This is a genomic window from Streptomyces sp. NPDC003023 (assembly GCF_042888225.1).
Taxonomy (GTDB): Bacteria; Actinomycetota; Actinomycetes; order Streptomycetales; family Streptomycetaceae; genus Streptomyces.
In genome coordinates, this window is the sequence record NZ_JBIAPL010000002.1 from 574,662 (window position 1) to 598,843 (window position 24,182).

Below are 24,182 nucleotides of genomic sequence, written 5' to 3' on the forward strand. Positions count from 1 at the left end.
CCGGGCCGGTCTGTGGCCCCGGCCGGGGCGCTTCCGGCCGGGGAGTTGCGCGCCCGGCGCGGGCGGGGCGCGTCACACGCCCGCGTGGTCCCGGTCGGTGGTGGCCGGCGCGGCCGGACGGCCGCGCTCCCGAAGGCGTACGGCCGTCGCGTACAGAACCAGTCCCGCCGCCAGCCCGGCACCCGCTCCGAAGCACGCGGTCGGGATGATGTCGAGCGGAGTCTCGATGCCGCCCCAGTACTGGTACCAGCGGACGCAGCGGTGCGCGACACCGGCCAGCACACAACCGGCCAGCAGCCCCGCCGCCGACATGCGCGCGCGGCGCGTGAGCGGCGGGAACGGCGGGGCGGCGGCCGGCATCGGCACCCGGCGCAGCGCGGTGACGGCGAACCACGTCAGCGCGACGAGCGCCACGGCCGAACTGCCGTACTGCGTGTACGTGTAGAGGGGGAAGCCCGCGACGACGTCGTCGAGCACCGGGAACATCCGCACGCCCCACCGGTCGAAGTGGGTGAACGCGTCCCATACGACGTGCGTGGCCGCCCCGGTCGCCGCGGAGACGTAGAACCACAGCGCCCGGGCCGGCGCCGCCCGGTCGGGTGCGGGCCGGCCGCGGAGGAGGGTGTGCACCCGTCCCTGCCACGCCGCCGGCAGGAGCGCCACCAACGGGTCGCGGACCAGCAGCCACAGGGCGACGAGAGCCGCGGTGATGGCGACGTCGACCGTGAGGACGCCCACGAGCCCGTGCGTCACGGTCCCGTACCGCATCGCGTCGGGAAGGACACTCGCCGCGAAGTACGTCGTGTCCGGCGCGAACGAGCCGAGGACGAGCGCCGAGGCGTACAGCGGACCGCGTGCCGTCCCGGTCCTGCGGATGCCGGGCAGAACCGCCGCGGCGTGGCTGAGTGTGAACGGCATGGCGTCGCCCCCGTGTGACCGTTGTTGATCAGTGGCGCCCAGTATGCGCGATGCCCGTGCCGCGGCACGGGACCGGAATCCTCGGCCGACGGGAGGTGGCGAAGTGGTGAAAACCGCTCTGGGCCCGGTGTTCCGACGTCTCAAGGTGCACTAGGGTCACGTGAGTCCGCGCTGGGGAGCGCGAGCAGTCGTCGATGGGGAGGGAACAGACGTATGGCAGCGCAATTCGGCCGCCGACTTCGCAGGGGTGCGACGACGACGGCCGTGGCCGCCGCGGCAGTGGCCGCACTGTCCGCGTCGCAGGCACCCGGTGTCGTGTCCGCCCCGTCCGGCACCGGCCAGGAAGCGGCGGACGCCACGCCGCCGCCCGGTACCCCGGTCACCGGCAACTCCCCTTACTACACGGACCTTCCGCCGCTGAACACTCCCGACAAACCGGGCACGTCGGTCGACCTTCCTGAACTTAGCGGGAGCGAGGCGGGGATACCCGCGTCCGTTCTGGCCGCCTACAAGCGGGCCGAGCAGACCATTGCCGCCTCCGACCCGGCGTGCCGGCTGCCCTGGCAGCTGCTCGCCGCGATCGGCAAGGTCGAGTCCGGCCAGGCCCGCGGCGGCAGGGTCGACGCCAACGGCACCACGCTCTCCCCGATCCGCGGCCCGGTCCTCAACGGCGTGGGCTTCGCGAACATTTCGGACACCGACAACGGTGCCTACGACGGCGACACGGTGTACGACCGTGCCGTCGGGCCGATGCAGTTCATCCCGCAGACGTGGGAGACGTGGGGCCAGGACGCCAACGCCGACGGCCGCAAGGACCCCAACAACATCTACGACGCGGCGCTGGCCGCGGGACGCTACCTCTGCGCCGGGGGCCGCGACCTCGGCAACAAGGCCGACCTGGACAGGGCGATCCTCGGCTACAACCATTCGCGGGAGTACCTGCGGACGGTGCTGTCCTGGTTCGAGTACTACAAGCGGGGCACGCACCAGGTTCCCGACGGTGCGGGTGTGCTGCCGGTGGGCGACGTTCCCGACAGTTCGGACCCGATGCCGACCCCGGCCCCTACGCCGAAGCCGAAGCCGAAGCCGAACGGTTCGAAGCCTGGTTCCCCCGCTCCGGACCGGGAGCCGTCGAAGCCGACGCCGCCTCCGTCGCAGCCCGACCCCGCGCCCACGCCGCCTCCGGCGACCAGGCCCCCCGCCCCCGTGTCGCGTATCGAGAACGCGGGCACCGGGCCGCTCACGGCCCGCACCGGCAGTGAGTTCACCGAGCGGGTCATGGTCCGTACGGAGAACGCCTACGGGGGTCCCGTCTCCAACACGGCGGTCAGATTCATGATCGTCGGCGAAACCGACACCCGCTTCGCCGACGACCGCACGGACGTCGTGGTGGCCACCGGCGACGACGGCACGGTCACCGCACCGGCGCTGTTCGCGGGGGAGCGGACCGGTCGTTTCACCGTGCGCGCCACGGTCGTCGAGCGGTCGCTGCCCGGCGTCGAGTTCACGGCGACGGTCACCGAGCGGGTGGCGGACAGCATCGTCAGGACCGACGAGAAGGCGCTCACGGCCACCACGGGCGGCGAGTTCGCGGACCTCATCCGCGTCAAGGCCGCCTGTGACGGTGTGGCCGCCTCCGGTGTCGCGCTCACCGCCACGATGATCTCCTCCAAGGAGGGCGGGGCGGAGAACGACAAGGGCCCGTACTTCAAGGGCGAGGGCGACACGGTCGTGCGTACGCTCACCGGACTCAGGACGGATGCCGACGGTCTGCTCGTGCTCCCCAGGGTCTACGCGGACGGCAACGCGGGCACCTTCCTGCTCCGGCTCACCGCGCCCGGCGGCGGCACCGTGGACATCGAGCTGACGGTGACCGCGCCGGCGAGCGAGGACCCGGCACCCTCGCCCTCTCCCACGCCTTCGCCTTCGTCGGCCGCCTGACGGCCTGACCGGAGCCCGTACGGTGCCGCCCCTGTCCCGTCCGGGACAGGGGCGGCACCGCGTGTTCTCTTCTTCCGGCCGCGTTGCTACGGTGCCCCAGATCTGACGCTCCATCAGCTCTGCGCACCGGGAGGCCGAAGCATGCGTGCCCTCGTCGCCGCCGCCGTCGGACTGGCCGCAGCGATCGCCCTCGGGCTCACCGTCACGGCGATCGGTACGCCCACCGGCGAGACCTCTCCGAAGCCCCTGCTGACCACCGTCCCCGGCCCGAAGAAGTAGGGGGCACCGTGCGCAGCAGAGCAGGACTCGTCCTCGTCGCCCTCGCCGTCTTCTTCGCCGCCCTCTCGCCGACGCTGCGCTGGTACGCCTTCCCGCGGCTCGCCAAGGTCCCTGCCGGCCAGTACCAGGAAATGGTGCTCGAGGCCCGGCCGGCGACCCTCCTCGACTACGGCACCCTCGAGGCGGAGCAGGTCGACAAGGTCACCATCGTCCAGACACTCAAGGGCAACGTCGAGGAGTCGGAGCGGATCGAACGCACGGCCGGCCGTGACATCGTCGTCTGGGACGCTCTCTCCTACGTCCAGGGCCCCGACGGCAGCATGGTGTCGCGGATCCCCGAGCGCTACATCTTCGACGCGCACACGCAGGAACCCGTGCACGCCACCGGCGAGTCGGTCGACGGCGACGCGGTGCGCCGCGAGGGCATCGAGTTCAAGTGGCCGTTCCTCACCGAGAAACGGGACTACGTCTACTTCGACGCCCAGGCCCGGACATCGGCGCCCATCCACTACAAGGGCACCCAGCGGTTCCGCGGCCTGGAGGTCTACTGCTTCGAGCAGACGATCCCCTGGACCAAGGTGCCGTACCCGAAGGAGATGCCCGTCCCGGGCATCGACGCGACCACGCTGGAGAAGCAGACGGGCACCACCCGCTGGTACACCACCAAGCGGATGTTCTGGGTGGAGCCCGTCACCGGAGCACCCGTGCGCGGGGAGGAGATCCACAAGGAGGAACTGCGCGGCGGAACCCTCCTCGGCGGCCGGGACAAGGTCACCGCCTTCGCCGGGCACGTCAGGATGCGCCCCGACTACATCGACTCGACCGTCGAACTCGTCACGTCCCAGCGCCGTCTCGTGCTGTTGCTGACCGCCTACCTGCCGTGGGGCTTCCTGGTCCTCGGCGGCACTCTCCTCGGGCTCGCCCTGTGGCTCGAGGCACGCGCCCGCCGACCCCGAACGGCGGCCGGCGGGGGTGCTCCCGAGCCGGCCGGGTCCTGAGCCGGCCGGGTCCTGAGCCGGTCGGGTCCTGAGCCGGTCGGGTCCTGAGCCGGTCGGGGCCCGAGCCGGTCGGGGCCTGAGCCCGCCGCGGGCGCGACCCGGGGCCTGCACGACCCGGTCCCGTCACGGCCTGGTTCTGGCCTTCGCGTACCGCGTGGGCTCGGCCGTGGAGGGGTCCTCCGGCCACGGGTGCCTCGGATAGCGGCCGCGCAACTCGGCGCGCACCGCCCGGTACCCCTCCCGCCAGAACGACGCCAGGTCCGCGGTGACAGCCGCGGGCCGCCCGGCGGGGGAGAGAAGGTGCACCAGCACGGGCACACCGGCCACCTCCGGCGACTCCCGCAGCCCGAACATCTCCTGCAGCTTCACCGCCAGCACCGGCTGCTCCCCGCCGTACTCGACGCGTATCCGGGAGCCGCTCGGCACCTCGATCCGCTCCGGTGCGAGCTCGTCCAGCCTGCCCGCGTCCCCGGTCGCCCACGGCAGCAGCCGCTGCAGCGCCCGGCCCGCCGGTATCCGGCCGAGGTCCGCACGCCGCCGTGCCCGTGAGAGCTCCGGCTCCAGCCACTCGTCGGCCGCCTCCAGCAACTCCGCGTCCGACACACCGGGCCACGGCGGGCCGAGCACGCGGTGCAGGAACGCCAGCCGCTCGCGCAGCCCCCGCGCCTCGCTCGTCCAGTGCAGGAGCCCGGGGCCCTCCCGCCGCAGGCCCTCGAGCAGAGCCCGGCGCACGAGCGCCGCGTCGGGATCACGCAGCGGCCGTACGGACAGTTCGACGGCACCCAGGCGCTCCACCCGCCGGGCGACGACGTCCCCGTCCTCCCAGTGGACCTCCTCACCGACGGCCAGGAGGCGGGAGGCGGCGTCGCGGGCGCCCTCCTCGTCGAGGACGGCTGCGAGCCGTACACGCGCCGACGCGGCGGTGGCCGGGCGGTCGGCGACGGCGACCGCGAGCCAGGGCGCGTCGCGCAGGCCCGACCCCGCGTCGAGAGCGCCGCCGGTACCCGAGACCATCAGATACGCCCCGTCCCCGCGGCGACGCGCCACCCGCTCGGGAAACGCGAGAGCCGTGACGAGCCCGGCCACCGCGTCGTCCCCGGACGGCCCCTCCGTGCGTGCCACGCTTCCCAGGGATGCCTCCAGACGGCGTGTCTCCGTCCGCCACCGCGCGCCGTACGCGTCGCCGCCGCGGCGGGCCGCGCGCCATGCACCGGTCAGGTCGTCCCCGTAATCGCGCGGCGGCTCGTCGCTCAGCAGCGCGACGACCTCGGCGGCGCGGCGGGAGCCCACCAGCCGGGCGCCGTCCAGGAGCGCGCGGGCCAGCCGGGGGTGGACGCCGAGCCGGGACATCCGGGCGCCTCGGTCCGTGGACCGGCCCGATCCGTCGACGGCGCCGATCGCGGTCAGCACGGAACGAGCGGCGGACATCGCCCCCGGCGGCGGTGCGTCCAGCAGCGCGAGGCCGGTCGCCTCCGGGTCGCCCCAGCAGGCGGCATGGAGGGCGAACGCCGTCAGGTCCGCCACCTTGATCTCCGGTGCCGGGAAACGGGGCAGCCGGGTGTGCTCCGCCTCCGTCCAGCAGCGGTACACGGTGCCGGGTCCCTCGCGGCCGGCCCGCCCCGCCCGCTGCCTCCCCGACGCCTGCGACGCCCGTACGGTCGTCAGCGCGCTCAGGCCCCGGGCGTGATCGGTGCGCGGCTCGCGCGCCAGCCCCGAGTCGACGACGACCCGCACGCCCGGCACCGTCAGCGACGACTCGGCGACCGAGGTCGCCAGGATCACCCGGCGGCCCTCACCGCCGGCGAGGACCGCGTCCTGGACCGCCGCGGGCGCCCGGCCGTGCACCTGGAGCACGTCCGCGTCCACCCCGGTGAGCTGCCCCGCCACCCGGCCGATCTCGCCGACACCCGGCAGGAAGCACAGGACGTCGCCGTCGCGTTCCGCGAGCGCCCTGCGCACCACCGACGCCACATGCGTCAGCTGCGCCGGGTCTACCCGCATCCCGTGCGGCGGCCGCACGGGGCGCACCGGCGGGGCCCAGACCACCTCGACCGGATGCGCGACGCCCTCGGCCCGCACCACGGGCGCGTCGCCGAGCAGTTCTGCCCAGCCCTCGGCGTCCGTGGTCGCGGACGCCGCCACGAGCCGCAGCTCGGGCCGCAGGGCCGCCCGTACGTCGAGCAGGAAGGCGGCGACGGTGTCGGCGTCCAGATGGCGCTCGTGGCACTCGTCGAGCATCACGACATCGACGCCCGCCAGCTCCTGGTCGCGCTGGAGCCTCTGCAGCAGCACGCCCGTCGTGACGACCTCGACCACTGTCTCCGGGCCGACCGCGCGCTCGCCGCGGACCGTGAAGCCGACTCGTCGCCCGACCTTCTCGCCGAGCAGCCACGCCATCCGGCGTGCCGCCGCCCGTGCCGCGATACGTCGCGGCTCCGCGACCACGACCCGTGCGCCTCCCTCGGCGAGCACCAGGGGCACCAGGGTCGTCTTGCCCGTGCCGGGCGGCGCGCACAGCACCGCCGTCCCGTGCCCGTCGAGCGCCGCCCGCAGTGCCGGCAGGGCGGCGCGTACGGGAAGGCCCAGTGCCTCGTCCCGTATCACGCCCGCTCGCAGACGAAGATCGCCGTCCCCGGGATCAGGTTGCCGCGCAGCGGCGACCAGCCTCCCCACTCCTGGCTGTTCCAGGCGGGCCACTCGGGCTCGACCAGGTCGATCAGCCGGAAGCCGCCGGCCACCACGTCGCGCACGCGGTCGCCGAGCGTCCTGTGGTGCTCCACATAGACCGCGCGACCCTTTTCGTCCTGCTCCACGTACGGGGTGCGGTCGAAGTACGAGGCGGCCACCGACAGTCCTTCTGGACCCGGCTCGTCGGGGAACGCCCAGCGGATCGGGTGCGTGACGGAGAAGACCCACCGTCCGCCTGGCCGCAGCACCCGCCCCACCTCGCGGAACACCGCGACCGGGTCCGCGACGAAGGGGACCGCCCCGTACGCCGAGCACGCCAGGTCGAAGGAGCCGTCCCGGAAGGGCAGCACGCCCGCGTCCGCCTGGACCAGCGGCACGTCTCCGCCGATGCGCAGCGCGTGCTGCAGCTGGCGGTGGGAGAGGTCCAGCGCCACGGGACGGGCGCCCTGGGCGGCGAGCCAGCGAGAGCACTGGGCGGCACCCGCACCGATCTCGAGGACGTCCTTGCCCTTCAGTGAGCCGGCCGGGCCGAGCAGCGCGGCATCCGCCTCGTCGAGCCCCTCGGGCCCCCACACGAACCGGTCGTCGCCCAGGAACGCTCCGTGTTCGCGCTGGTACTCGTCGGCGTTACCGTCCCACCAGCCGCGGCTGGCCCGGCTGCTCTCCGCTTCTCCTGTGTCACGGCGGGTCGCTTCCGGTTCGAAATCTTGGCTCATCGTCACCGTCGTTGTAGTTTGCGTTCCAGCGCGTCGACGCCGGGCCCTGAGAAGGGTTCATCATGGCCTCGGCGGACAAGAGTTGTGCCGGGATTGTGGGTCTTCCGCCCCGGGTGTGCGCCTTCGCGCATTGACCCTGTCCGGCTGCCCCCGTATGCTACAAGTTGCGCTGCGGGCCTGCGTGCCTCGGACCGAGCAGGCCGCGCTCGCATCTGTATGTGTCCCTCGGTTCACGAGGCATCTCCAGGATCCTTCGGATCCACGGATCGGTGCTTCCTAGGCTGTCCGGCTTCTGCAGCTGCGATACAAGGCTCTCGGCGTAGCAGTACCTACGACTTCAATGTCCGCACCGGAGCCCTTTCCCACATGACGAGCAGCACCGAGACCACCGCCACCACCCCGCAGGTTGCGGTCAACGACATCGGTAACGAGGAAGCCTTCCTCGCCGCGATCGACGAGACGATCAAGTACTTCAACGACGGCGACATCGTCGACGGCGTCATCGTGAAGGTCGACCGGGACGAGGTCCTGCTCGACATCGGTTACAAGACCGAAGGTGTCATCCCGAGCCGCGAGCTCTCGATCAAGCACGACGTCGACCCGAACGAGGTCGTCAAGGTCGGCGACGAGATCGAGGCCCTTGTCCTTCAGAAGGAGGACAAGGAAGGCCGCCTGATCCTCTCGAAGAAGCGCGCCCAGTACGAGCGTGCCTGGGGCACCATCGAGAAGATCAAGGAAGAGGACGGCATCGTCACCGGCACCGTCATCGAGGTCGTCAAGGGTGGTCTCATCCTTGACATCGGCCTCCGTGGCTTCCTGCCGGCCTCCCTCGTCGAGATGCGCCGCGTCCGCGACCTCCAGCCCTACGTGGGCAAGGAGCTCGAGGCGAAGATCATCGAGCTGGACAAGAACCGCAACAACGTGGTCCTGTCCCGCCGTGCCTGGCTCGAGCAGACCCAGTCCGAGGTTCGCCAGACGTTCCTCACCACCCTGCAGAAGGGTCAGGTCCGCTCCGGCGTCGTCTCTTCGATCGTCAACTTCGGTGCGTTCGTGGACCTGGGCGGCGTCGACGGTCTCGTCCACGTCTCCGAGCTGTCCTGGAAGCACATCGACCACCCGTCCGAGGTTGTCGAGGTCGGCCAGGAAGTCACCGTCGAGGTTCTCGACGTCGACATGGACCGCGAGCGTGTCTCCCTGTCGCTGAAGGCGACGCAGGAGGACCCGTGGCAGCAGTTCGCCCGGACCCACCAGATCGGCCAGGTCGTCCCGGGTAAGGTCACCAAGCTCGTTCCGTTCGGTGCGTTCGTCCGCGTCGACGAGGGCATCGAGGGTCTGGTCCACATCTCCGAGCTGGCCGAGCGCCACGTGGAGATCCCGGAGCAGGTCGTCCAGGTCAACGACGAGATCTTCGTCAAGGTCATCGACATCGACCTCGAGCGTCGTCGCATCAGCCTCTCGCTGAAGCAGGCCAACGAGTCCTTCGGTGCCGACCCGGCCTCGGTCGAGTTCGACCCGACGCTGTACGGCATGGCCGCGTCGTACGACGACCAGGGCAACTACATCTACCCCGAGGGCTTCGACCCCGAGACCAACGACTGGCTCGAGGGCTTCGAGACCCAGCGCGAGGCGTGGGAGACGCAGTACGCCGAGGCGCAGCAGCGCTTCGAGCAGCACCAGGCCCAGGTCATCAAGTCCCGCGAGGCCGACGAGGCCGCCGCTGCCGAGGGCGGCACCGCTGCCCCGGCCGGCGCCCCCGCCGGTGCGACCGGTGGCTCCTACTCCTCGGAGTCGGACGACAACTCCGGCGCCCTGGCGTCGGACGAGGCGCTTGCCGCCCTGCGCGAGAAGCTCGCCGGCGGCCAGAGCTGACGCTCTGTCCCGGTAGCTGAACAGCTGAAGTAAGGCCCGCTCCCCCTGGGGGAGCGGGCCTTACCGCGTTCCGGACGGGTCACGGCTCAGGGGTCTCCGGGCCGTCACGGCTTCCGGCGGCTCTTTCGTGGGGATCAGACCGGATCGGGTCCCCTCACGCCCGCAGGGCGTAGGGGGTCTGGTGCCGTGCGTCGCGATGCGGAGGAGGGAGCCCACGCGGAGGGGGCGCCTCCCATGCCCGGAGGGCCGTGCGGGAGTCGGAGACCGTGGGGGTACCTCCCGCGCCGAATGCCGCGGGGGAGTGCGGTGCCAGGGCACGCGAGCCCGGCACGAGCCGAACGAGCAGCCTCAGGGCGTGACCGCGATGTTGGTCAGGCCCCGGCCTCCGGTGACGGTGTTGCTCGCGTAGACCGTCGTCCGGCAACTCGAGCTGTGGTTGGTGACGTTGATGGCGAGTTGCCTGGAACCGGTGGCGCCGCGCAGATCGGAGTCGTTGCCGCGGAAGACGGTGCCGCAGCCCCAGCCGCTCTGCTGTGTGTGCGTCTCGAAGCCGTTGTTCGTGGTGTTCCTGCCGGTGTTGTTCTCGACGAGGACGTTGTTGCCCTTCACATCGACCCAGGAGTCGTCGTAATTGGCGCCGGTCAGGCCGCGGCCGTCGAACGTGTTGCCGATGATCTTCGCGCCGGTCGTGCCCTCCTTGATGTCGACGGCCTCGCCGCCGACGTCCGGGCCGATGATGTTGTTCAGGATCTGCGCGTTGTCGCTCCGGTCGGAGGTGCCGCCGGCCGAACCGACATAGACGCCCTCTCCCATGCCCCTGCCGTCGTTGCCGGTGTCGTGGATCCGTGAGTTCTTGATGACGCCGTCGCGGCTGGACCTGCGGAAGTGGACGCCCTCCATGTCGAGGCCGTGGACGGTCACCGAGTCGATCACGACCCCGTCGGCGGTGTCCGTCACGATGCCCTTCTGCCCGCCGGTGACGGTGATGCCCTTGACGGTCCAGTACGAGGCGCCGTTGAGGTGGAGCCCGTAGCCGCCTCCGGCCTTGAGCACGGCGCGAGACGAGCCTGTCAGCGTGATCCGGGAGCCGGACGTGCCGTCCACGGTCGCTTTGAAGTTCCCGCTGTAGGTGCCGTCGGCCAGTTGGATCGTGTCGCCGGGCCGGGCCGCCGTGAGCGCCGCCTTCAGCTCGGAGGCGTTGTCCACGTCGATGACCGACGCGGCATCGGCCCGGGTGGCACCGGCCGGGGTGGCCAGCAGGGACAGCCCGCCCACGGCGAGAGCGGAGGCGAGCAGGGAAGGGAGGAGCTTGCTGGTGCGCATGGGGGGTGCCTTCCAGTCGGTCCGAAAGGAGTCGTTCCCGTACATGAACAACGGGTGTGTGTCTGAACGTGCGCGTTGCTCCGTGACGGTAGGGACGGGGTACAGGGGTGTCAAGGTCCGTACCAGAACGCCGACGGTGTGAGCAGGCGCCCCGAACTGCCTGTCGCAGAAGGAGTGTTCGACTCCGGGCGGCTTCACGTCGGCGCCGGAGGGCGCGGGAACGGGAATGCGCATGCGCCACCGCACGTTCTTGTCTTCGAACATGAGGAGGAGCGGTAACCGTGCTGGATCCGCAGGATTTGTACGAGTGGGAGCCGAAGGGCCTCGCGGTCGTCGACATGGCGCTCGCGCAGGAATCGGCCGGCCTGGTCATGCTGTACCACTTCGACGGCTACATCGACGCGGGAGAGACCGGCGAGCAGATCGTCGACAACCTCCTTGAGACGCTTCCCCACCAGGTTGTCGCGAGGTTCGATCACGACAGGCTCGTGGACTACCGGGCCCGCCGCCCGCTGCTGAACTTCCGGCGCGACCGCTGGGCCGGTTACGACACCCCCTCACTGGAGGTCCGTGTCGTCCAGGACGCCACCGGCGCACCGTTCCTGCTGCTCTCCGGTCCTGAACCGGACGTCGAGTGGGAGCGGTTCGCGGCCGCCGTCGGCCAGATCGTCGAGCGGCTGGGCGTGCGCCTGGCGGTGAACTTCCACGGCATCCCCATGGGCGTACCGCACACCCGTCCCGTCGGCATCACCCCGCACGGCAACCGCACGGACCTCACGCCCGGGCACCGCAGCCCGTTCGACGAGGCCCAGGTCCCGGGCAGTGCGGAGGCACTCGTCGAGTACCGCCTGATGCAGGCGGGTCACGACGTCCTCGGCGTCGCCGCGCATGTGCCGCACTACGTGGCCCGCTCGTCGTACCCGGACGCGGCACTGACCGCGCTGGAGACCATCACGGCCGCCACGGGCCTGGTCCTGCCGGCGGTGGCGCACTCGCTGCGGACGGAGGCGCACCGCACCCAGACCGAGATCGAGCGGCAGATCGGTGAGGGCGACGAAGAGCTCGTGGCCCTGGTGCAGGGGCTGGAGCACCAGTACGACGCGATGGCGGGTGCCGAGACCCGCGGCAGTCTTGTGGCGGAGGCGGTGGACCTGCCGTCGGCGGACGAGATCGGCAGGGAGTTCGAGCGCTTCCTGGCCGAACGCGAGGGCGACGCGTAGACGGCGGCCGGCTCCGGTGACGCCCTGGAGGCTCGCGTAGGCTGCGGGCCATGCTGACAGTGGGTCTGACCGGCGGTATCGGCGCCGGTAAGAGCGAAGTGTCCCGGCTGCTGGTCACCTACGGGGCGGTCCTCGTCGACGCCGACAGGATCGCCCGCGAGGTCGTCGAGCCCGGCACGCCGGGGCTCGCCGCCGTCGTCGAGGCCTTCGGCCCCGGGGTGCTCACCGCCGACGGCACCCTGGACCGTGCCGGGCTCGGTTCGATCGTGTTCGCCGACCCCGAGCGCCTCGCCACCCTGAACGGCATCGTCCACCCGCTGGTCGGTGCCCGTTCCCGCGAGTTGGAGCAGGCGGCCGGCCCCGACGACGTGGTCGTGCACGACGTACCGCTGCTCACGGAGAACAAGCTCGAGTCCCTCTACGATCTGGTGGTCGTCGTGGACGCCTCGCCCGGCACGCAGCTGGACCGGCTCGTGCGGCTGCGCGGGATGACGGAGAGCGAGGCGCGTTCGCGGATGGCCGCGCAGGCCACTCGCGAGCAGCGGCTGGCCGTCGCCGACCTCGTGATCGGCAACGACGGGCCGCTGGAGAAGCTGGAGCCGCAGGTCCGCCAGGTGTGGGCGGAGCTGGTCCGGCGTGCCGGGAGCCGCCGGAAGCGGCCGGAATAGCGCCGTCCCGCTCTGTGTTGGAAGGGCCGGGGCATGGGAAGGATGCGAGCGTGTCGAACAGGAACCCGGAAACCGACGTCATCGACTACCGCGCCGCCGAGCAGTTGCTCGCCGCGCGGGATCCGCGCGGGGCCGTCAAGCTGCTCGACTCGGTGATCGCGGCCCATCCGGAGAACACGGCGGCCCGGCTGCTGCGCGCCCGTGCCTTCTTCGCCGCTGCTCAACTGCGCCCCGCGGAGCTCGAGTTCGAGCTTGTCCTCGAGCGCGAGCCGGACAACGCGTTCGCCCACTTCGCCCTCGCCCGCACCTTCGAGCGGGCGGGCAGGCCGGAGCAGGCCAAGCGCCACTTCCGATTGGCGGCGGCCCTGGACCCGAATCCGGAGTATCTGAAGGCTGCCCGCTTCGACACCGAGTGAGTGCGGGCGGCATGCGAGTGGGCGGCACGAGTGCGCGCCGAGCGGGCGCGGAACGCGCCGCGTGACACGGGCGCGGGGCGCTCAGCCGCGGTCCGGATCGTAGGGCGGGACGTCGGGGCCCGGCTGATAGTGCGGGCCCTGCCGGATGTGGCGCACCACCATCACCAGGTCGACGGCCACGACGACGAGAAGCACCCCGCACGCGGCGGCCCAGCCGGGCCGCTCGGCGAGCGCGAACGCGACCGTGCCCCCCGCCGTCCACACGACGCCCCACACGGAGAGCCAGAACCGCAGCCGCAGGGGACTGCGCGCGGTCGTCGGTTCACTCCCAGTACGCGGCATCACATCTCCCCCTCCAGGATGCACCCGTCGGCGCCTCCGGGCAGCGGTGTGAAGGGGTGGGGCATGGCCTCGGAGGGCATAACGGTCATACCGTGGTATCAGAGACCGCCCCGGACGTGAGGGGGTGCCACGATGGTCGAGGAGCTGGCAGTGGCCGGCGTCACAGCGGCGACCGGCATTGCGGCCTACGTGATGGCCGCGGCGCGAGTCGTCAAGCAGTACGAGCGCGGTGTGGTCTTCCGGCTGGGACGCCTGCGCGAGAACGTGCGGCGACCCGGATTCACCATGATCGTTCCGGCCGTCGACCGGATGCGCAAGGTCAACATGCAGATCGTGACCATGCCCGTTCCGGCTCAGGAAGGCATCACCCGTGACAACGTCACGGTGCGCGTGGACGCGGTCGTCTACTTCCGTGTGATCGACGCGGCCAACGCCGTCATCGAGGTGGAGGACTACCGCTTCGCCGTGTCGCAGATGGCACAGACGTCCCTGCGCTCCATCATCGGCAAGAGCGATCTGGACGATCTGCTCTCCAACCGCGAAAAGCTCAACCAGGGCCTCGAGCTGATGATCGACAGCCCGGCCGTCGGCTGGGGCGTGCAGATCGACCGGGTCGAGATCAAGGACGTGTCGCTGCCGGAGGCCATGAAGCGCTCGATGGCGCGGCAGGCGGAGGCGGACCGTGAGCGGCGGGCGCGCGTCATCAACGCGGACGCGGAACTCCAGGCGTCGAAGAAGCTGGCCCAGGCTGCCGGCGAGATGTCCCAGCAGCCCGCCGCGCTCCAACTGCGCCTGCTGCAGACAGTGGTGGCGGTGGCGGCCGAGAAGAACTCGACGCTGGTGCTGCCGTTCCCGGTGGAGCTGCTCCGGTTCCTGGAACGTGCGGCGCAGCAGCCGTCCGGTACGGGGAGTGCGGAGGCGCCGCAGGCGCCGGGGACAGACGGCGCGCGACGGGAGGCAGACGATCCGCGACTCGAGGAGGGCGAGGCGCCACCGGAGGTGATCGGTCCGGGGTTCGAGGAGGGTGAGGTGCCACCGGAGGCGATCGGTCCGGGGCCGGACGAGGGCGAGGCGCCACCGGAGGTGATCGGTCCGCTGTCGGACCGCAGCGGCGCGCGCGGTGACAACGACGGGATGCCGCCCCTTGTCACCGGGCCGGGCACGACCGCGTAGCGGTCTTCCCCGCCGGACTGGCCCTGTAAGGGAAACGCCAGGTCACAGCGGGGCCGGGCCGCAATGTCAGACCCCGCCCGTAAGGTCATGAACGGACCGCGACCCCGCGGTTCGTCCGGACCTGGTGGGAGGGAGTGACCTGATGACGACCGTGACCGCGGCCGCCGCCGTCTTCCTGCCCGCCGCGGTGCCCCGGGAGGGCCGGATCGCGTTCTGGCACCCGGACGGACGCCCGCCGCAGGGAGCGAACGGCGAGATCAGCGTCGTCGACGCCCCCCAGGGCGAGGATCAGAGGGGCATCCGCAGCGTCACCGTCCCGGCCGTGCTCATGTCCGTGACCGACGCCGCCCCGCTCCTGATCACCGCCCGGCACGATCCCGCAGCCCACCCTGCCGCGGCCTGCTGGGGCGCGGCCGCGCTGCACGCCCTCAACCTCGTCGCGCGCGGCAGACTGCTGCCCGGGCTCACGCCCTCTGACCACGACGCCTGGCGGGCCGGCCCGCTCGACGCCGACGACATCGCGCAGCTGCGGGCCATCGCCGCCGCCATGCCGTACGAGGCGCACGCCTGCCCTGTCGAGGAGCCCCGGCCGTTGCGGCTCCCGGAGCCGGAGGCCCTGGTGCGCGCGTTCTTCGACGCCGTGGCCGACAGCCTGCCGCGCACACCTGCCGCCGAGTACGCGGCGGGTGCGCCCTTCGCGGCGGCCGCGCCGCAGCATCTTCCGGCAGCCCGCGAGTGGGCGGCAGAAGCCGCCGCCGGGATGGACGCGGGCGTGCGGGTCTCCCTGCGCCTCGACCTCTCCGCCTACGACCTCTTCGACACCCCCGCGGACGACGCAGCGGAGCGCAACGCCGGATCCGCACTCGTCCAGGTGCACAGCCTTGCCGACCCGACCCTCGTCATGGACGCGGCTCGGCTCTGGGAAGGGGTCGGCGACGATCGGTTCGGGCCGCGGGCCCGCATCGACACGGTGCTGGCGCTGCGCCGCGCCGCCCGTGTCTGGCCGCCGCTGGCCGGGCTGCTGGAGCGGGACGTGCCGGACGTCCTGCCGCTGACGGAGGACGAGCTGTACGAGCTGCTCGGACCGGGCGCCGCCCGGCTGGACGCGGCGGGAGTGGCCGTGCACTGGCCCAAGGAGCTCGCCCGTACGCTCACCGCCGCCGCGGTCGTCCGCTCGGCGCCCGGCTCCGCCACCGACGGCACGCCCTTCTTCGACAGCGCCGAACTGCTCAGGTTCGACTGGCAGCTGGCTCTCGACGGCGACCCGCTGAGCGAGCACGAGATGGACGCCCTCGCCGAGTCGCACCGCCCCATCGTGCGGCTGCGCGACCGGTGGGTCGTCGTGGACCCGGACCTCGTGCGCAAGGCGCGCAAGCGAGAGCTCGGCCTCCTGGAGCCGGTCGACGCCCTGGCGGTGGCTCTGACCGGTACGGCGGAGGTCGACGGCGAGACGGTCGAGGCCGTGCCCACGGGCGCGCTGGCCGCCCTGCGCGACCGTCTCACCGCGGCGACCGCGCCCGCCGAGGCACCTCAGGGACTGCGGGCCACGCTGCGCGACTACCAACTGCGGGGACTGGCCTGGCTGGACCTGATGACGTCCCTCGGCCTCGGCGGCTGCCTCGCCGACGACATGGGCCTCGGCAAGACCGTGACCGTGATCGCCCTGCATCTTCGCCGCGCCCGCAACGAGCCGACGCTGGTCGTGTGCCCGGCCTCGCTGCTCGGCAACTGGCAGCGGGAGATCGCCCGCTTCGCGCCGGGCGTTCCCGTACGGCGCTTCCACGGCACGGACCGCGCCCTCGGCACGCCGGACGGCGGGTTCGTCCTGACCACGTACGGCACCATGCGCGGCAGCGCGGAGGAACTGTCCGCGCACACCTGGGGGATGGTCGTCGCCGACGAGGCCCAGCATGTGAAGAACCCGTTCTCCGCGACCGCCAAAGCCCTGCGGACGATCCCCACCCCGGCCAGGGTCGCTCTCACCGGCACGCCCGTCGAGAACAACCTCTCCGAGCTGTGGGCGCTGCTGGACTGGACGACCCCCGGGCTGCTCGGCCCGCTCAAGGCGTTCCGCTCCCGCCACGCCCGCCTGGTGGAGAACGGCGAGGACGAGGACGCCGTGGAGCGGCTCTCCCGGCTCGTCCGCCCGTTCCTGCTGCGCCGCAAGAAGTCCGACCCGGGCATCGTGCCCGAGCTGCCGCCGAAGACGGAGTCGGACCACCCCGTGCCGCTCACCAGGGAGCAGGCATCCCTGTACGAGGCAGTGGTCCGGGAGACGATGGCGGCCATCGAGGCCGCGGAGGGCATCGCCCGCCGCGGCCTGGTGATGAAACTGCTCACGGCCCTCAAACAGATCTGCAACCACCCCGCCCAGTTCCTCAAGGAGTACGGCGCGGACCACGGCACGCCGTACGGGAGCGGTGCCGACGGCAGGAGAGGAGCCGACGGGGGGAGCGGGGCCCGCTCCGTCCGGCTGGCCGGGCGGTCCGGCAAGCTCGCGCTGCTCGACGAGCTTCTCGAGACGATCCTGGCGGAGGACGGCTCCGTGCTGGTCTTCACGCAGTACGTGTCCATGGCCCGTCTGCTCTCCGCGCATCTCTCGTCCCGCGCGATCCCCAGCCAGCTCCTCCACGGAGGGACGCCGGTCGCGGAGCGCGAGCGCATGGTCGACCGCTTCCAGTCCGGCGAGGTACCGGTGTTCATCCTCTCGCTCAAGGCGGCGGGCACCGGGCTGAACCTCACCAGGGCGGGCCACGTCGTCCATTACGACCGATGGTGGAACCCGGCGGTCGAGGAGCAGGCGACCGACCGCGCCTACCGCATCGGCCAGACCCAGCCGGTGCAGGTCCACCGCCTCGTCACCGAGGGGACGGTCGAGGACCGCATCGCCGAGATGCTGGCCGCCAAGCGAGCGCTGGCCGACGCCGTGCTGGGATCCGGCGAGGCGGCTCTGACCGAGCTCACCGACCGGGAACTGGCCGACCTGGTCTCCCTCCGGAGGGCGTCATGACCCCCCGGGCGGGCACCGGCCCGCGCCGCCGGCCGGGCCCGCCGGAGGGCCCCCAGCACGACGACCGGCGCCGTACGTTTCCCGCGCTTGACCCGCTCGCCGGGGAGGAGACCGCGGCGACGTGGTGGGGCAACGCCTGGGTGGAGGCACTCGAGGACACCGCCCTCGACCCGGCCCGCCTGGTGCGCGGCCGCGCCTACGCCGCCCGGGGGCACGTCGCCGCGATCACGGTGACGCCCGGCAGGGTCATGGCGTACGTACAGGGCAGCCGGCCCCGTCCGTACCGCACGGAGATCCGCCTGCGCACCCTCACCGACGACGACTGGGACGACTTCCTGAGCGCGGCGGCGGCCCGCCCCGACCACATCGCGGCACTCCTCGACAAGGACGTCCCGCAGGCGCTCGCGAGCGCCGCGGAGCTGCTGCCGACACCCGGCGACCTGATCCCCGACTGCTCCTGTCCGGACGACGGCTACCCCTGCAAGCACGCCGCGGCGCTCAGCTACCAGACCGCCAGGCTGCTCGACGAGGACCCGTTCGTGCTGTTCCTGATGCGCGGCCGCGGTGAACGCGAGATCCTCGCGGCGCTCTCCCGCCGCAACGCGACCCGCTCCGCGGCCGAGCACAGCGCGGCCGCGTCCGCGGCGCCGGTGGCCACCGTGCCCGCGAGTGAGGCCGTCGCCCCCAAGGCCGCGCTGCCGCCCCTGCCACCGCCGTTCCCCGTTCCGGCGCGCCCCGGCCGTCCACCGGCTTACCCGCACGCGCCCGGCGCGCCCGACCCGCTCGCCCTGGACCTGCTGGCCGGTGAGGCCGTCGGACGCGCCCACGCCCTCCTGACCACCGGCCGTGACCCCGTCGCCGCGCTCACCCGCTGGCAGGACGCGGTCCGGCTGGCCGCCGCCCACCCGGGTTCCGGCCTGACCGCCTCCACCCGTGCCCTGTACCGCGACCTCGCCACCGCGGCCGACCGCACGCCCACCGACCTGGCACGGGCCGTCGCGGCCTGGCGGCAGGGCGGACCGGCGGCCCTCTCCGTGCTGGAGGAGCCGTGGGACCCGCCCGCGGGCCCCTTCGACCGTGCCCGTCCCGCCCTGGCCGCCGCGGACTTCCCGGGCTTCAGGCCCTGGCGCAACCATCTCTCCGCCCGCTCGCTGCAACTGCGCCTCGGCCGCGACGGCCTCTGGTACGGGTACGAGTCGGACCCGGACCGCGAGGACTGGTGGCCGCGCGGCACGCCCGACACCGACCCGGTCGGGGCGCTCGCCGCGCTGCTCGGGAGGTGACGTCGGACCGGCCCCGGCAGCGCGGTAAAAGCGGCGGCCGGGAAGCCGGGACGGGGAGGCAGTGGCTGGCGTGGCCTCAGAAGTCCGCCAGAGTCGGTTCGTCCAGCCTGGCCACAGAGTCCTGCGCGTAGGCCTCGATGTAGGCGTCGCGGATCCGCTCGATCCTGCCGTCGCGCTCACGCGCCTCCCCGGCGGGATACAGGAGGATCAGCTCGTACGACCGTTCCCGCTCGATCACACCGTTGGAGTCGCGCCACTGGCCGCGGCCCTCCTGGACGGTCAGCCCGTCCGGGAAGCCGGGCGTGACGTGCCGGTCGATGAACGCCATGAACTGCCGGTCCGTCACATCGGGCCCACCGTCGGGCCGTTCGGTGCCGAAGAACAGGCGCGTCTCGATGTACGCCTCACCACGCGCCGCCGCCACGGCCGTTGCCGGGGGCCTGCCGGCCCGATCGTCGTCCAGGGTCGCCTGCGCGGCCGGCGCGCCCACGGCGAGCACCGCGACCGCGGCCCCGGCGACGGCGAGGAGGGCGCGCTGCCGCACCGGCCGCGGCGTGGTCGGGCGGCTGAACAGCTTCATCGGGGTCCGCACGTCGGGGTCCTTCCGTCAGGGCGAGCGCCCCGGCGTCCACCGGGGCGCGACCACTCTGGCGACCGTGACGGCCCCCTCGCCCGCGCGGACACCCGCTGGACCCGGAATCCACCCGCACGAGTGCCTCCGCGGAAGCGGAAGCCGAAGCGGAACCGGAAGCGGAACCGGACGGGGGAGGGCTCACTGTGCCCGGCGCCGGAGCCACCGCCCGGTGCGGATCGCGCACCCGATGGAGTGAATGCCGCATTCGGCAGAACCGATGGGGCCGCGCGGCGTTAATTCCGGTGCGGGCGAGTGTCCCGTGGAATTCCCTTCTGAAGGCAGGCAACCCATGAGGCAGGTTCACCGAAAGGGCCTGGCGACCGTGATGCTCACGGGCGGCGCACTGGCGATGGCGACCGGGTACGCCCAGGCGGACTCGGGTGCGCACGGCTCCGCCGTCGGGTCTCCCGGCGTGCTGTCCGGCAACGCGGTTCAGCTTCCCGTGCACGTCCCGGTGAACGTGTGCGGCAACACCGTCAACGTCGTCGGACTGCTCAACCCGGCCGCGGGCAACACCTGCGCCAACGTGTCGCACGGCGACAGCGGCCACGACGGCGACAGCGGCACCGGGCAGCACGACGGCGGCTCGCAGGGATCGGAAGGCGGCTCGGGCTCCGACACGGACGGCGGCTCCAACACCGGCGGCGGCGCCCACGCGGGCGGCACGGCGGAAGGCTCCCCGGGCGTCCTGTCGGGCAACGGTGTCCAGCTCCCCGTGGACGTGCCGGTCAACGTGAGCGGCAACTCCGTCAACGTCGTCGGCATCGGCAACCCCGCGGTCGGCAACACCTCGGTGAACGTCTCCGGCAAGCCGCCGGTCGAGGAGGCGCCCAGCACCCCGCCGAAGGCCGCGCCCGAGCAGCCGGCCCAGGACGAGGAGGCTCCGAAGCCGTCCGCGGGCTCGCTCGCCCACACGGGATCCGACGAGCTCGCCTTCGCGGTGCCCGCGGGCGCGACGATGATCCTCGGCGGCCTCGTGCTGTACCGCCGCTTCCGCCCCTCCCAGGAGTCCTGAAGCGCGTTGCGGAAGTCCCTTCCGCGGACTTCGTCCGATAGGTGCCCCGGGGCCCGCGACGCCCGGCGCGCACACTCGCCGCGTTGTCGGAGTCATCCAGGTACTCCAGTACGAGGATGACCCTCCGCCTTGCGATTGCGCGCACCAGAACCGCGGGCTCCGCCCTGCGGGCGGACGGCGCTGCTTTCGCGACACGCTTCAGTCCGCTTCCGTCCCGTCAGGGTGCGGCCGCCAGGACGCCAGCACGGCATCGATGCTTTCCGCCACGCGCCCCCGTGCCGTGTGGCGGGACATGCCCGACATCAGCAGCGCGTCGTAGTCGGTGTCGAGGTGCCGTACGGATGCCCGTACCGCGGCCGTGACCGCTCCCCTCTCCAGGGAGCGGCCCGCCGCGGTGCGGCCCACGCGTCCGCTGCCGCGCGCGGAGGCGTGCGCGGCGATCTCGGCGGCGCGCCCCCCGGGGCAGCCCGGGAACAGCCGCCGTATCTCCGCCGCCAGTTCGGCGGAGAACCGCACGTCCTCGACGGCCCGGCGCGCCGCGTCCCGCTCACGGCGCCGTGCCCTCGCCTCCGCGTCGGCAAGGCACGCCGATTCCGCGAGGGCGATCGCCGCCTCCTCGACGAGCAGGCCCTGGCGCTCGTACCGGCCGCGGCGGCGGTCGGGACGGAGTACGACCGCCCAGAGAGAACTCGCCTCCCTGGCCCGCCGTGTGAGCGCGGCGTCACCCCTCGGCAGGTACACCAGGTGCCCGAGATCGGCGCACTCCAGGCAGACCGGCCCGCCGTGCTCGAGAACATGCATCGGGAACGGGCCCCTGTGGCACTCCGGGCAGTGCCTGCCCTTGAGCGGTCGGATCACCACCAGGTCCATGTCAGGTACGTACCCACCGGATAGGCTCCGCTCCCATGACGCTCAACTGTGCCGTGCTCGACGACTACCAGGGTGCCGCGCTCACCATGGCGGACTGGTCCTCGCTCGCCGGCGCCGTCGAAGTGCGTTCGCTGCGGGACCACTTCGGGTCCGAGGAAGAGGTCGCCGCGGCGGTCGGCGACTGCGAGATCCTGGTGGTGATGCGGGAGCGGACGCCGTTCCCCGCATCGCTTCTCGACCGGCTGCCGCGGCTGCGGCTGCTGATCACCTCCGGCATGCGCAACGCGTCCATCGATCTCGAGGCCGCGGCGCGCAACGGGGTGACCGTGTGCGGTACCGCGAGCAACTCCGAGCCGCCCGCCGAACTGACCTGGGCGCTCATCCTGGGCCTGGCACGCCATGTCGTCCAGGAAGGCGGCGCCCTGCGCGACGGCGGGTCCTGGCAGTCCACGATCGGAACGGATCTGCACGGGCGGACGCTCGCGCTCCTCGGGCTCGGGAAGATCGGCGCGAAGGTCGCGGCGGTCGGCCGGGCGTTCGGCATGGACGTCATGGCGTGGAGCCGGAACCTCACCGACGCACGGGCCGCGGAGCACGGCGTCGTACGGGCCCGATCGCTCAATGAGCTCGTCGAGGCCGGGGACTTCGTCTCCGTGCATCTGCAGCTCGGCGAGAGCACCCGCGGTCTGATCGGCGCCGACGAGCTGAAGCGGATGCGCCGCACGGCCTACCTCGTCAACACCTCGCGGGCCGCGATCGTCGACCAGGAGGCGCTGGTGCGGGCGCTGCGCGAGGGCCAGATCGCCGGAGCGGGCGCCGACGTCTTCGACCAGGAGCCGCTGCCCGCCGACCACCCGCTGCGCACGGCCCCGAACTTCCTCGGGCTGCCGCACCTCGGTTACGTCACCCGCCGCAACTACGAGGGGTACTTCGGGCAGGCGGTCGAGGACATCTCCGCCTACCTGGCGGGCAGTCCGGTCCGTACGCTCGCCGCGCCGCCCGTGCACCCGTCCTAACGCACACTCGGCGCCGCGGCGCCGATGAACTCCGACAGCGTCTCCCGCGCCTGCTCGGAACGGAGCGAGCGGTCGGCTTCGTCAGGTGCCTCGTGCATGCAGTTGGTGATCTCGAACGCGGATGCCGCGAGCGCCAGCGTCTGCGGATCGTCACACACCAGCTGCACCCTGATGAGTGCCTGGTGGGCGCCCGACCGCAGCCGGTACGAGTCGATGCGCGACTCTTCGGCGAGGGCGCTGTCCGGGAAGTCCCGCGCACGGTGCCAGCGGTCGTTCTGGCCGCGCCGGTAGTCGACGAGTGCACCGGCGAAGGAGCTGTACGCGGAGATCCGTTCCTGGCGAAGCTGTTCCGCCCGGGCGAGTACGGCGCCGCGTTCGGCGCTCTGGCGCTGGAAGAAGTGGGTCGCCGCCGAACCGAGCAGGGTGCCGACGACCGCGATGACCGCTGTCCACATGTACTGCTCCCGGGCTTCGAACGTGATCCTGGTGTTGCCGCCGTGCCGTTGGCCGCACCGGAGTGCGCGGCAAGCTGCATCAGATCATCGCAGTGGAGATGCGCGTCAAGCCCGCGGGGGGACTACTGGCGGTAGCCGGCCAGGAATCGGCCGATGCGGCCGATCGCGGCGTCGAGGTCGTCGGCGTAGGGGAGCGTGAGGATGCGGAAGTGGTCCGGGCGTGGCCAGTTGAAGCCCGTGCCCTGTACCACCTGGATCTTCTCGCGCAGCAGCAGGTCGAGCACGAACCTCTCGTCGTCGTGGATGGGGTGCACCTTGGGGTCGATGCGGGGGAAGGCGTAGAGGGCGCCCTTCGGTTTCACGCACGAGACGCCGGGGATCTCGTTGAGCCGCTCCCAGGCGCGCTCGCGCTGCTCGTGGAGCCTGCCGCCGGGGGCGACGAGTTCCCGGACGGACTGCCGCCCGCCCAGCGCGGCCTGGATGGCGTACTGGGCCGGGGCGTTGGCGCACAGCCGCATCGAGGCGAGCATGGTCAGGCCCTCGATGTAGTCGCGGGCGTGCTGCCTCGGGCCGCTGACGACCAGCCAGCCCGAGCGGAAGCCGGCGACGCGGTACGTCTTGGAGAGGCCGCTGAAGGTGAGTACGACAAGGTCGGGAGCGAGCGCGGCGGCGGTGTGGTGGACGGCGTCGTCGTACACGATCTGGTCGTAGATCTCGTCGGCGAACACCATGAGCCGGTGGCGGCGGGCAAGGTCGAGAATCCCCTCGACGATCTCCCGCGGATAGACCGCGCCGGTCGGGTTGTTGGGGTTGATGATCACGACGGCCCGGGTGCGGTTGGTGATCTTCGACGCCATGTCGTCGAGGTCCGGGTACCAGTCCGACTCCTCGTCGCACAGGTAGTGCACCGCCTTGCCGCCGGCCAGCGTGGTCACCGCGGTCCACAGCGGGAAGTCGGGGGCAGGGATGAGGACTTCGTCGCCGTCCTCCAGCAGGGCCTGCACCGCCATGGAGACCAGTTCGGAGACACCGTTGCCGAGGAAGACGTCGTCGACGTCCACGTCGGTGAGACCGAGGGCCTGGTAGCGCTGGGCGACGGCGCGGCGGGCCGAGAGGATGCCGCGCGAGTCGGTGTAGCCGTGGGCCTGGGGGAGCATCCGGATCATGTCCTGGACGATCTCCTCCGGCGCCTCGAACCCGAAGAGCGCGGGGTTGCCGGTGTTGAGGCGCAGGACGCTGTGGCCGGCCTCCTCGAGTGCGTTGGCGTGCTCGATCACCGGGCCGCGGATCTCGTAGCAGACCTCGCTGAGCTTGCTCGACTGCCGGAATTCCATGCCGTGGCCCTCCC

The 24,182-nt window shown here is 72.3% G+C and carries 21 protein-coding genes; 12 read left to right on the top strand and 9 right to left on the bottom strand.

Going from position 1 to position 24,182, the window contains the following annotated elements:
- Positions 1-72: 72 nt before the first annotated feature.
- Complete coding sequence (locus tag ACFYV1_RS10815) at positions 73-918, bottom strand: DUF4184 family protein (RefSeq protein ID WP_389395087.1); 846 nt, start codon at positions 916-918, stop codon at positions 73-75.
- A gap of 213 nt (positions 919-1,131) precedes the next feature.
- Here ACFYV1_RS10815 and ACFYV1_RS10820 point away from each other — a divergent pair, with 213 nt between their 5' ends.
- From ACFYV1_RS10820 to ACFYV1_RS10830, 3 genes are all read left to right on the top strand, one after another.
- The gene (locus ACFYV1_RS10820; RefSeq protein ID WP_389395088.1) at positions 1,132-2,859 is read left to right on the top strand and encodes a lytic transglycosylase domain-containing protein; all 1,728 of its coding nucleotides are present in this window, start codon (positions 1,132-1,134) and stop codon (positions 2,857-2,859) included.
- A gap of 141 nt (positions 2,860-3,000) precedes the next feature.
- Positions 3,001-3,138, top strand: coding sequence for an SPW_0924 family protein (locus tag ACFYV1_RS10825; protein ID WP_389395089.1), 138 nt, complete (start codon positions 3,001-3,003; stop codon positions 3,136-3,138).
- A gap of 8 nt (positions 3,139-3,146) precedes the next feature.
- Complete coding sequence (locus ACFYV1_RS10830) at positions 3,147-4,136, top strand: DUF3068 domain-containing protein (RefSeq protein ID WP_389395090.1); 990 nt, start codon at positions 3,147-3,149, stop codon at positions 4,134-4,136.
- A gap of 123 nt (positions 4,137-4,259) precedes the next feature.
- Here ACFYV1_RS10830 and hrpB read toward each other — a convergent pair whose 3' ends face one another.
- Both hrpB and ACFYV1_RS10840 read right to left on the bottom strand, forming a co-directional pair.
- On the bottom strand, positions 4,260-6,740 hold the full coding sequence (hrpB, locus tag ACFYV1_RS10835) for an ATP-dependent helicase HrpB (protein WP_389395091.1): 2,481 nt from the start codon (positions 6,738-6,740) through the stop codon (positions 4,260-4,262).
- Entirely contained in the window at positions 6,737-7,540 is an 804-nt protein-coding gene (locus ACFYV1_RS10840; protein WP_389395092.1) for a class I SAM-dependent methyltransferase, read from the bottom strand. Before ACFYV1_RS10840 ends, hrpB begins: the two co-directional genes overlap by 4 nt.
- Before the next feature lie 366 nt (positions 7,541-7,906).
- Between ACFYV1_RS10840 and rpsA the strand changes: the two genes are divergently transcribed.
- On the top strand, positions 7,907-9,409 hold the full coding sequence (gene rpsA / locus ACFYV1_RS10845) for a 30S ribosomal protein S1 (protein WP_389395093.1): 1,503 nt from the start codon (positions 7,907-7,909) through the stop codon (positions 9,407-9,409).
- A gap of 348 nt (positions 9,410-9,757) precedes the next feature.
- Here the strand turns inward: rpsA and ACFYV1_RS10850 are convergent, their stop codons facing one another.
- Positions 9,758-10,732 (bottom strand): right-handed parallel beta-helix repeat-containing protein, encoded by a 975-nt coding sequence (locus ACFYV1_RS10850; protein ID WP_389395094.1) that lies wholly within the window; start codon positions 10,730-10,732, stop codon positions 9,758-9,760.
- Between the two features lie 281 nt (positions 10,733-11,013).
- On the opposite strand from ACFYV1_RS10850, the gene ACFYV1_RS10855 reads away from it, so the two are divergent.
- The 3 genes from ACFYV1_RS10855 to ACFYV1_RS10865 are packed head-to-tail and all read left to right on the top strand — an operon-like array spanning position 11,014 to position 13,036.
- Positions 11,014-11,952 (top strand): PAC2 family protein, encoded by a 939-nt coding sequence (locus ACFYV1_RS10855; protein ID WP_389395095.1) that lies wholly within the window; start codon positions 11,014-11,016, stop codon positions 11,950-11,952.
- Positions 11,953-12,002: 50 nt separating this feature from the next.
- The gene (gene coaE / locus ACFYV1_RS10860) at positions 12,003-12,620 is read left to right on the top strand and encodes a dephospho-CoA kinase (protein ID WP_389395096.1); all 618 of its coding nucleotides are present in this window, start codon (positions 12,003-12,005) and stop codon (positions 12,618-12,620) included.
- A 50-nt stretch (positions 12,621-12,670) separates the two neighbouring features.
- Entirely contained in the window at positions 12,671-13,036 is a 366-nt protein-coding gene (locus tag ACFYV1_RS10865) for a tetratricopeptide repeat protein (protein ID WP_389395097.1), read from the top strand.
- 81 nt (positions 13,037-13,117) lie between these two features.
- Here the strand turns inward: ACFYV1_RS10865 and ACFYV1_RS10870 are convergent, their stop codons facing one another.
- The gene (locus ACFYV1_RS10870) at positions 13,118-13,378 is read right to left on the bottom strand and encodes a DUF6343 family protein (RefSeq protein ID WP_389395098.1); all 261 of its coding nucleotides are present in this window, start codon (positions 13,376-13,378) and stop codon (positions 13,118-13,120) included.
- 132 nt (positions 13,379-13,510) lie between these two features.
- Here ACFYV1_RS10870 and ACFYV1_RS10875 point away from each other — a divergent pair, with 132 nt between their 5' ends.
- The 3 genes from ACFYV1_RS10875 (at position 13,511) to ACFYV1_RS10885 (ending at position 18,844) form a co-directional block, all read left to right on the top strand.
- Positions 13,511-14,551 (top strand): slipin family protein, encoded by a 1,041-nt coding sequence (locus ACFYV1_RS10875; protein WP_389395099.1) that lies wholly within the window; start codon positions 13,511-13,513, stop codon positions 14,549-14,551.
- Between the two features lie 142 nt (positions 14,552-14,693).
- Positions 14,694-17,561: a DEAD/DEAH box helicase gene (locus ACFYV1_RS10880; protein WP_389395100.1), complete on the top strand. Its 2,868-nt coding sequence runs from the start codon at positions 14,694-14,696 to the stop codon at positions 17,559-17,561.
- Positions 17,558-18,844: an SWIM zinc finger family protein gene (locus tag ACFYV1_RS10885; protein WP_389395101.1), complete on the top strand. Its 1,287-nt coding sequence runs from the start codon at positions 17,558-17,560 to the stop codon at positions 18,842-18,844. The genes ACFYV1_RS10880 and ACFYV1_RS10885 overlap by 4 nt, the downstream gene beginning before the upstream one ends.
- 76 nt (positions 18,845-18,920) lie before the next feature.
- Here the strand turns inward: ACFYV1_RS10885 and ACFYV1_RS10890 are convergent, their stop codons facing one another.
- Positions 18,921-19,424, bottom strand: coding sequence for a DUF3574 domain-containing protein (locus ACFYV1_RS10890; protein WP_389395287.1), 504 nt, complete (start codon positions 19,422-19,424; stop codon positions 18,921-18,923).
- A 343-nt stretch (positions 19,425-19,767) separates the two neighbouring features.
- On the opposite strand from ACFYV1_RS10890, the gene ACFYV1_RS10895 reads away from it, so the two are divergent.
- Positions 19,768-20,493: a chaplin gene (locus tag ACFYV1_RS10895; protein ID WP_389395102.1), complete on the top strand. Its 726-nt coding sequence runs from the start codon at positions 19,768-19,770 to the stop codon at positions 20,491-20,493.
- 198 nt (positions 20,494-20,691) lie between these two features.
- Here the strand turns inward: ACFYV1_RS10895 and ACFYV1_RS10900 are convergent, their stop codons facing one another.
- Positions 20,692-21,363, bottom strand: a complete 672-nt coding sequence (locus ACFYV1_RS10900; RefSeq protein ID WP_389395103.1) for a DUF2293 domain-containing protein — start codon at positions 21,361-21,363, stop codon at positions 20,692-20,694.
- Between the two features lie 35 nt (positions 21,364-21,398).
- Here ACFYV1_RS10900 and ACFYV1_RS10905 point away from each other — a divergent pair, with 35 nt between their 5' ends.
- Positions 21,399-22,379 carry a D-2-hydroxyacid dehydrogenase family protein gene (locus ACFYV1_RS10905; protein ID WP_389395104.1) on the top strand — a complete coding sequence of 327 codons (981 nt, stop codon included), beginning with the start codon at positions 21,399-21,401 and terminating at the stop codon, positions 22,377-22,379.
- Here ACFYV1_RS10905 and ACFYV1_RS10910 read toward each other — a convergent pair.
- Together ACFYV1_RS10910 and ACFYV1_RS10915 are read right to left on the bottom strand one after the other, a co-directional pair.
- Positions 22,376-22,834, bottom strand: coding sequence for a hypothetical protein (locus tag ACFYV1_RS10910; RefSeq protein ID WP_389395105.1), 459 nt, complete (start codon positions 22,832-22,834; stop codon positions 22,376-22,378). The two genes, ACFYV1_RS10905 and ACFYV1_RS10910, sit on opposite strands and share 4 nt — an antisense overlap.
- Positions 22,835-22,956: 122 nt before the next feature.
- A complete protein-coding gene (locus ACFYV1_RS10915) occupies positions 22,957-24,168 on the bottom strand; it encodes a pyridoxal phosphate-dependent aminotransferase (RefSeq protein ID WP_389395106.1) in 1,212 nt (403 codons plus the stop codon).
- Positions 24,169-24,182 lie beyond the last annotated feature (14 nt).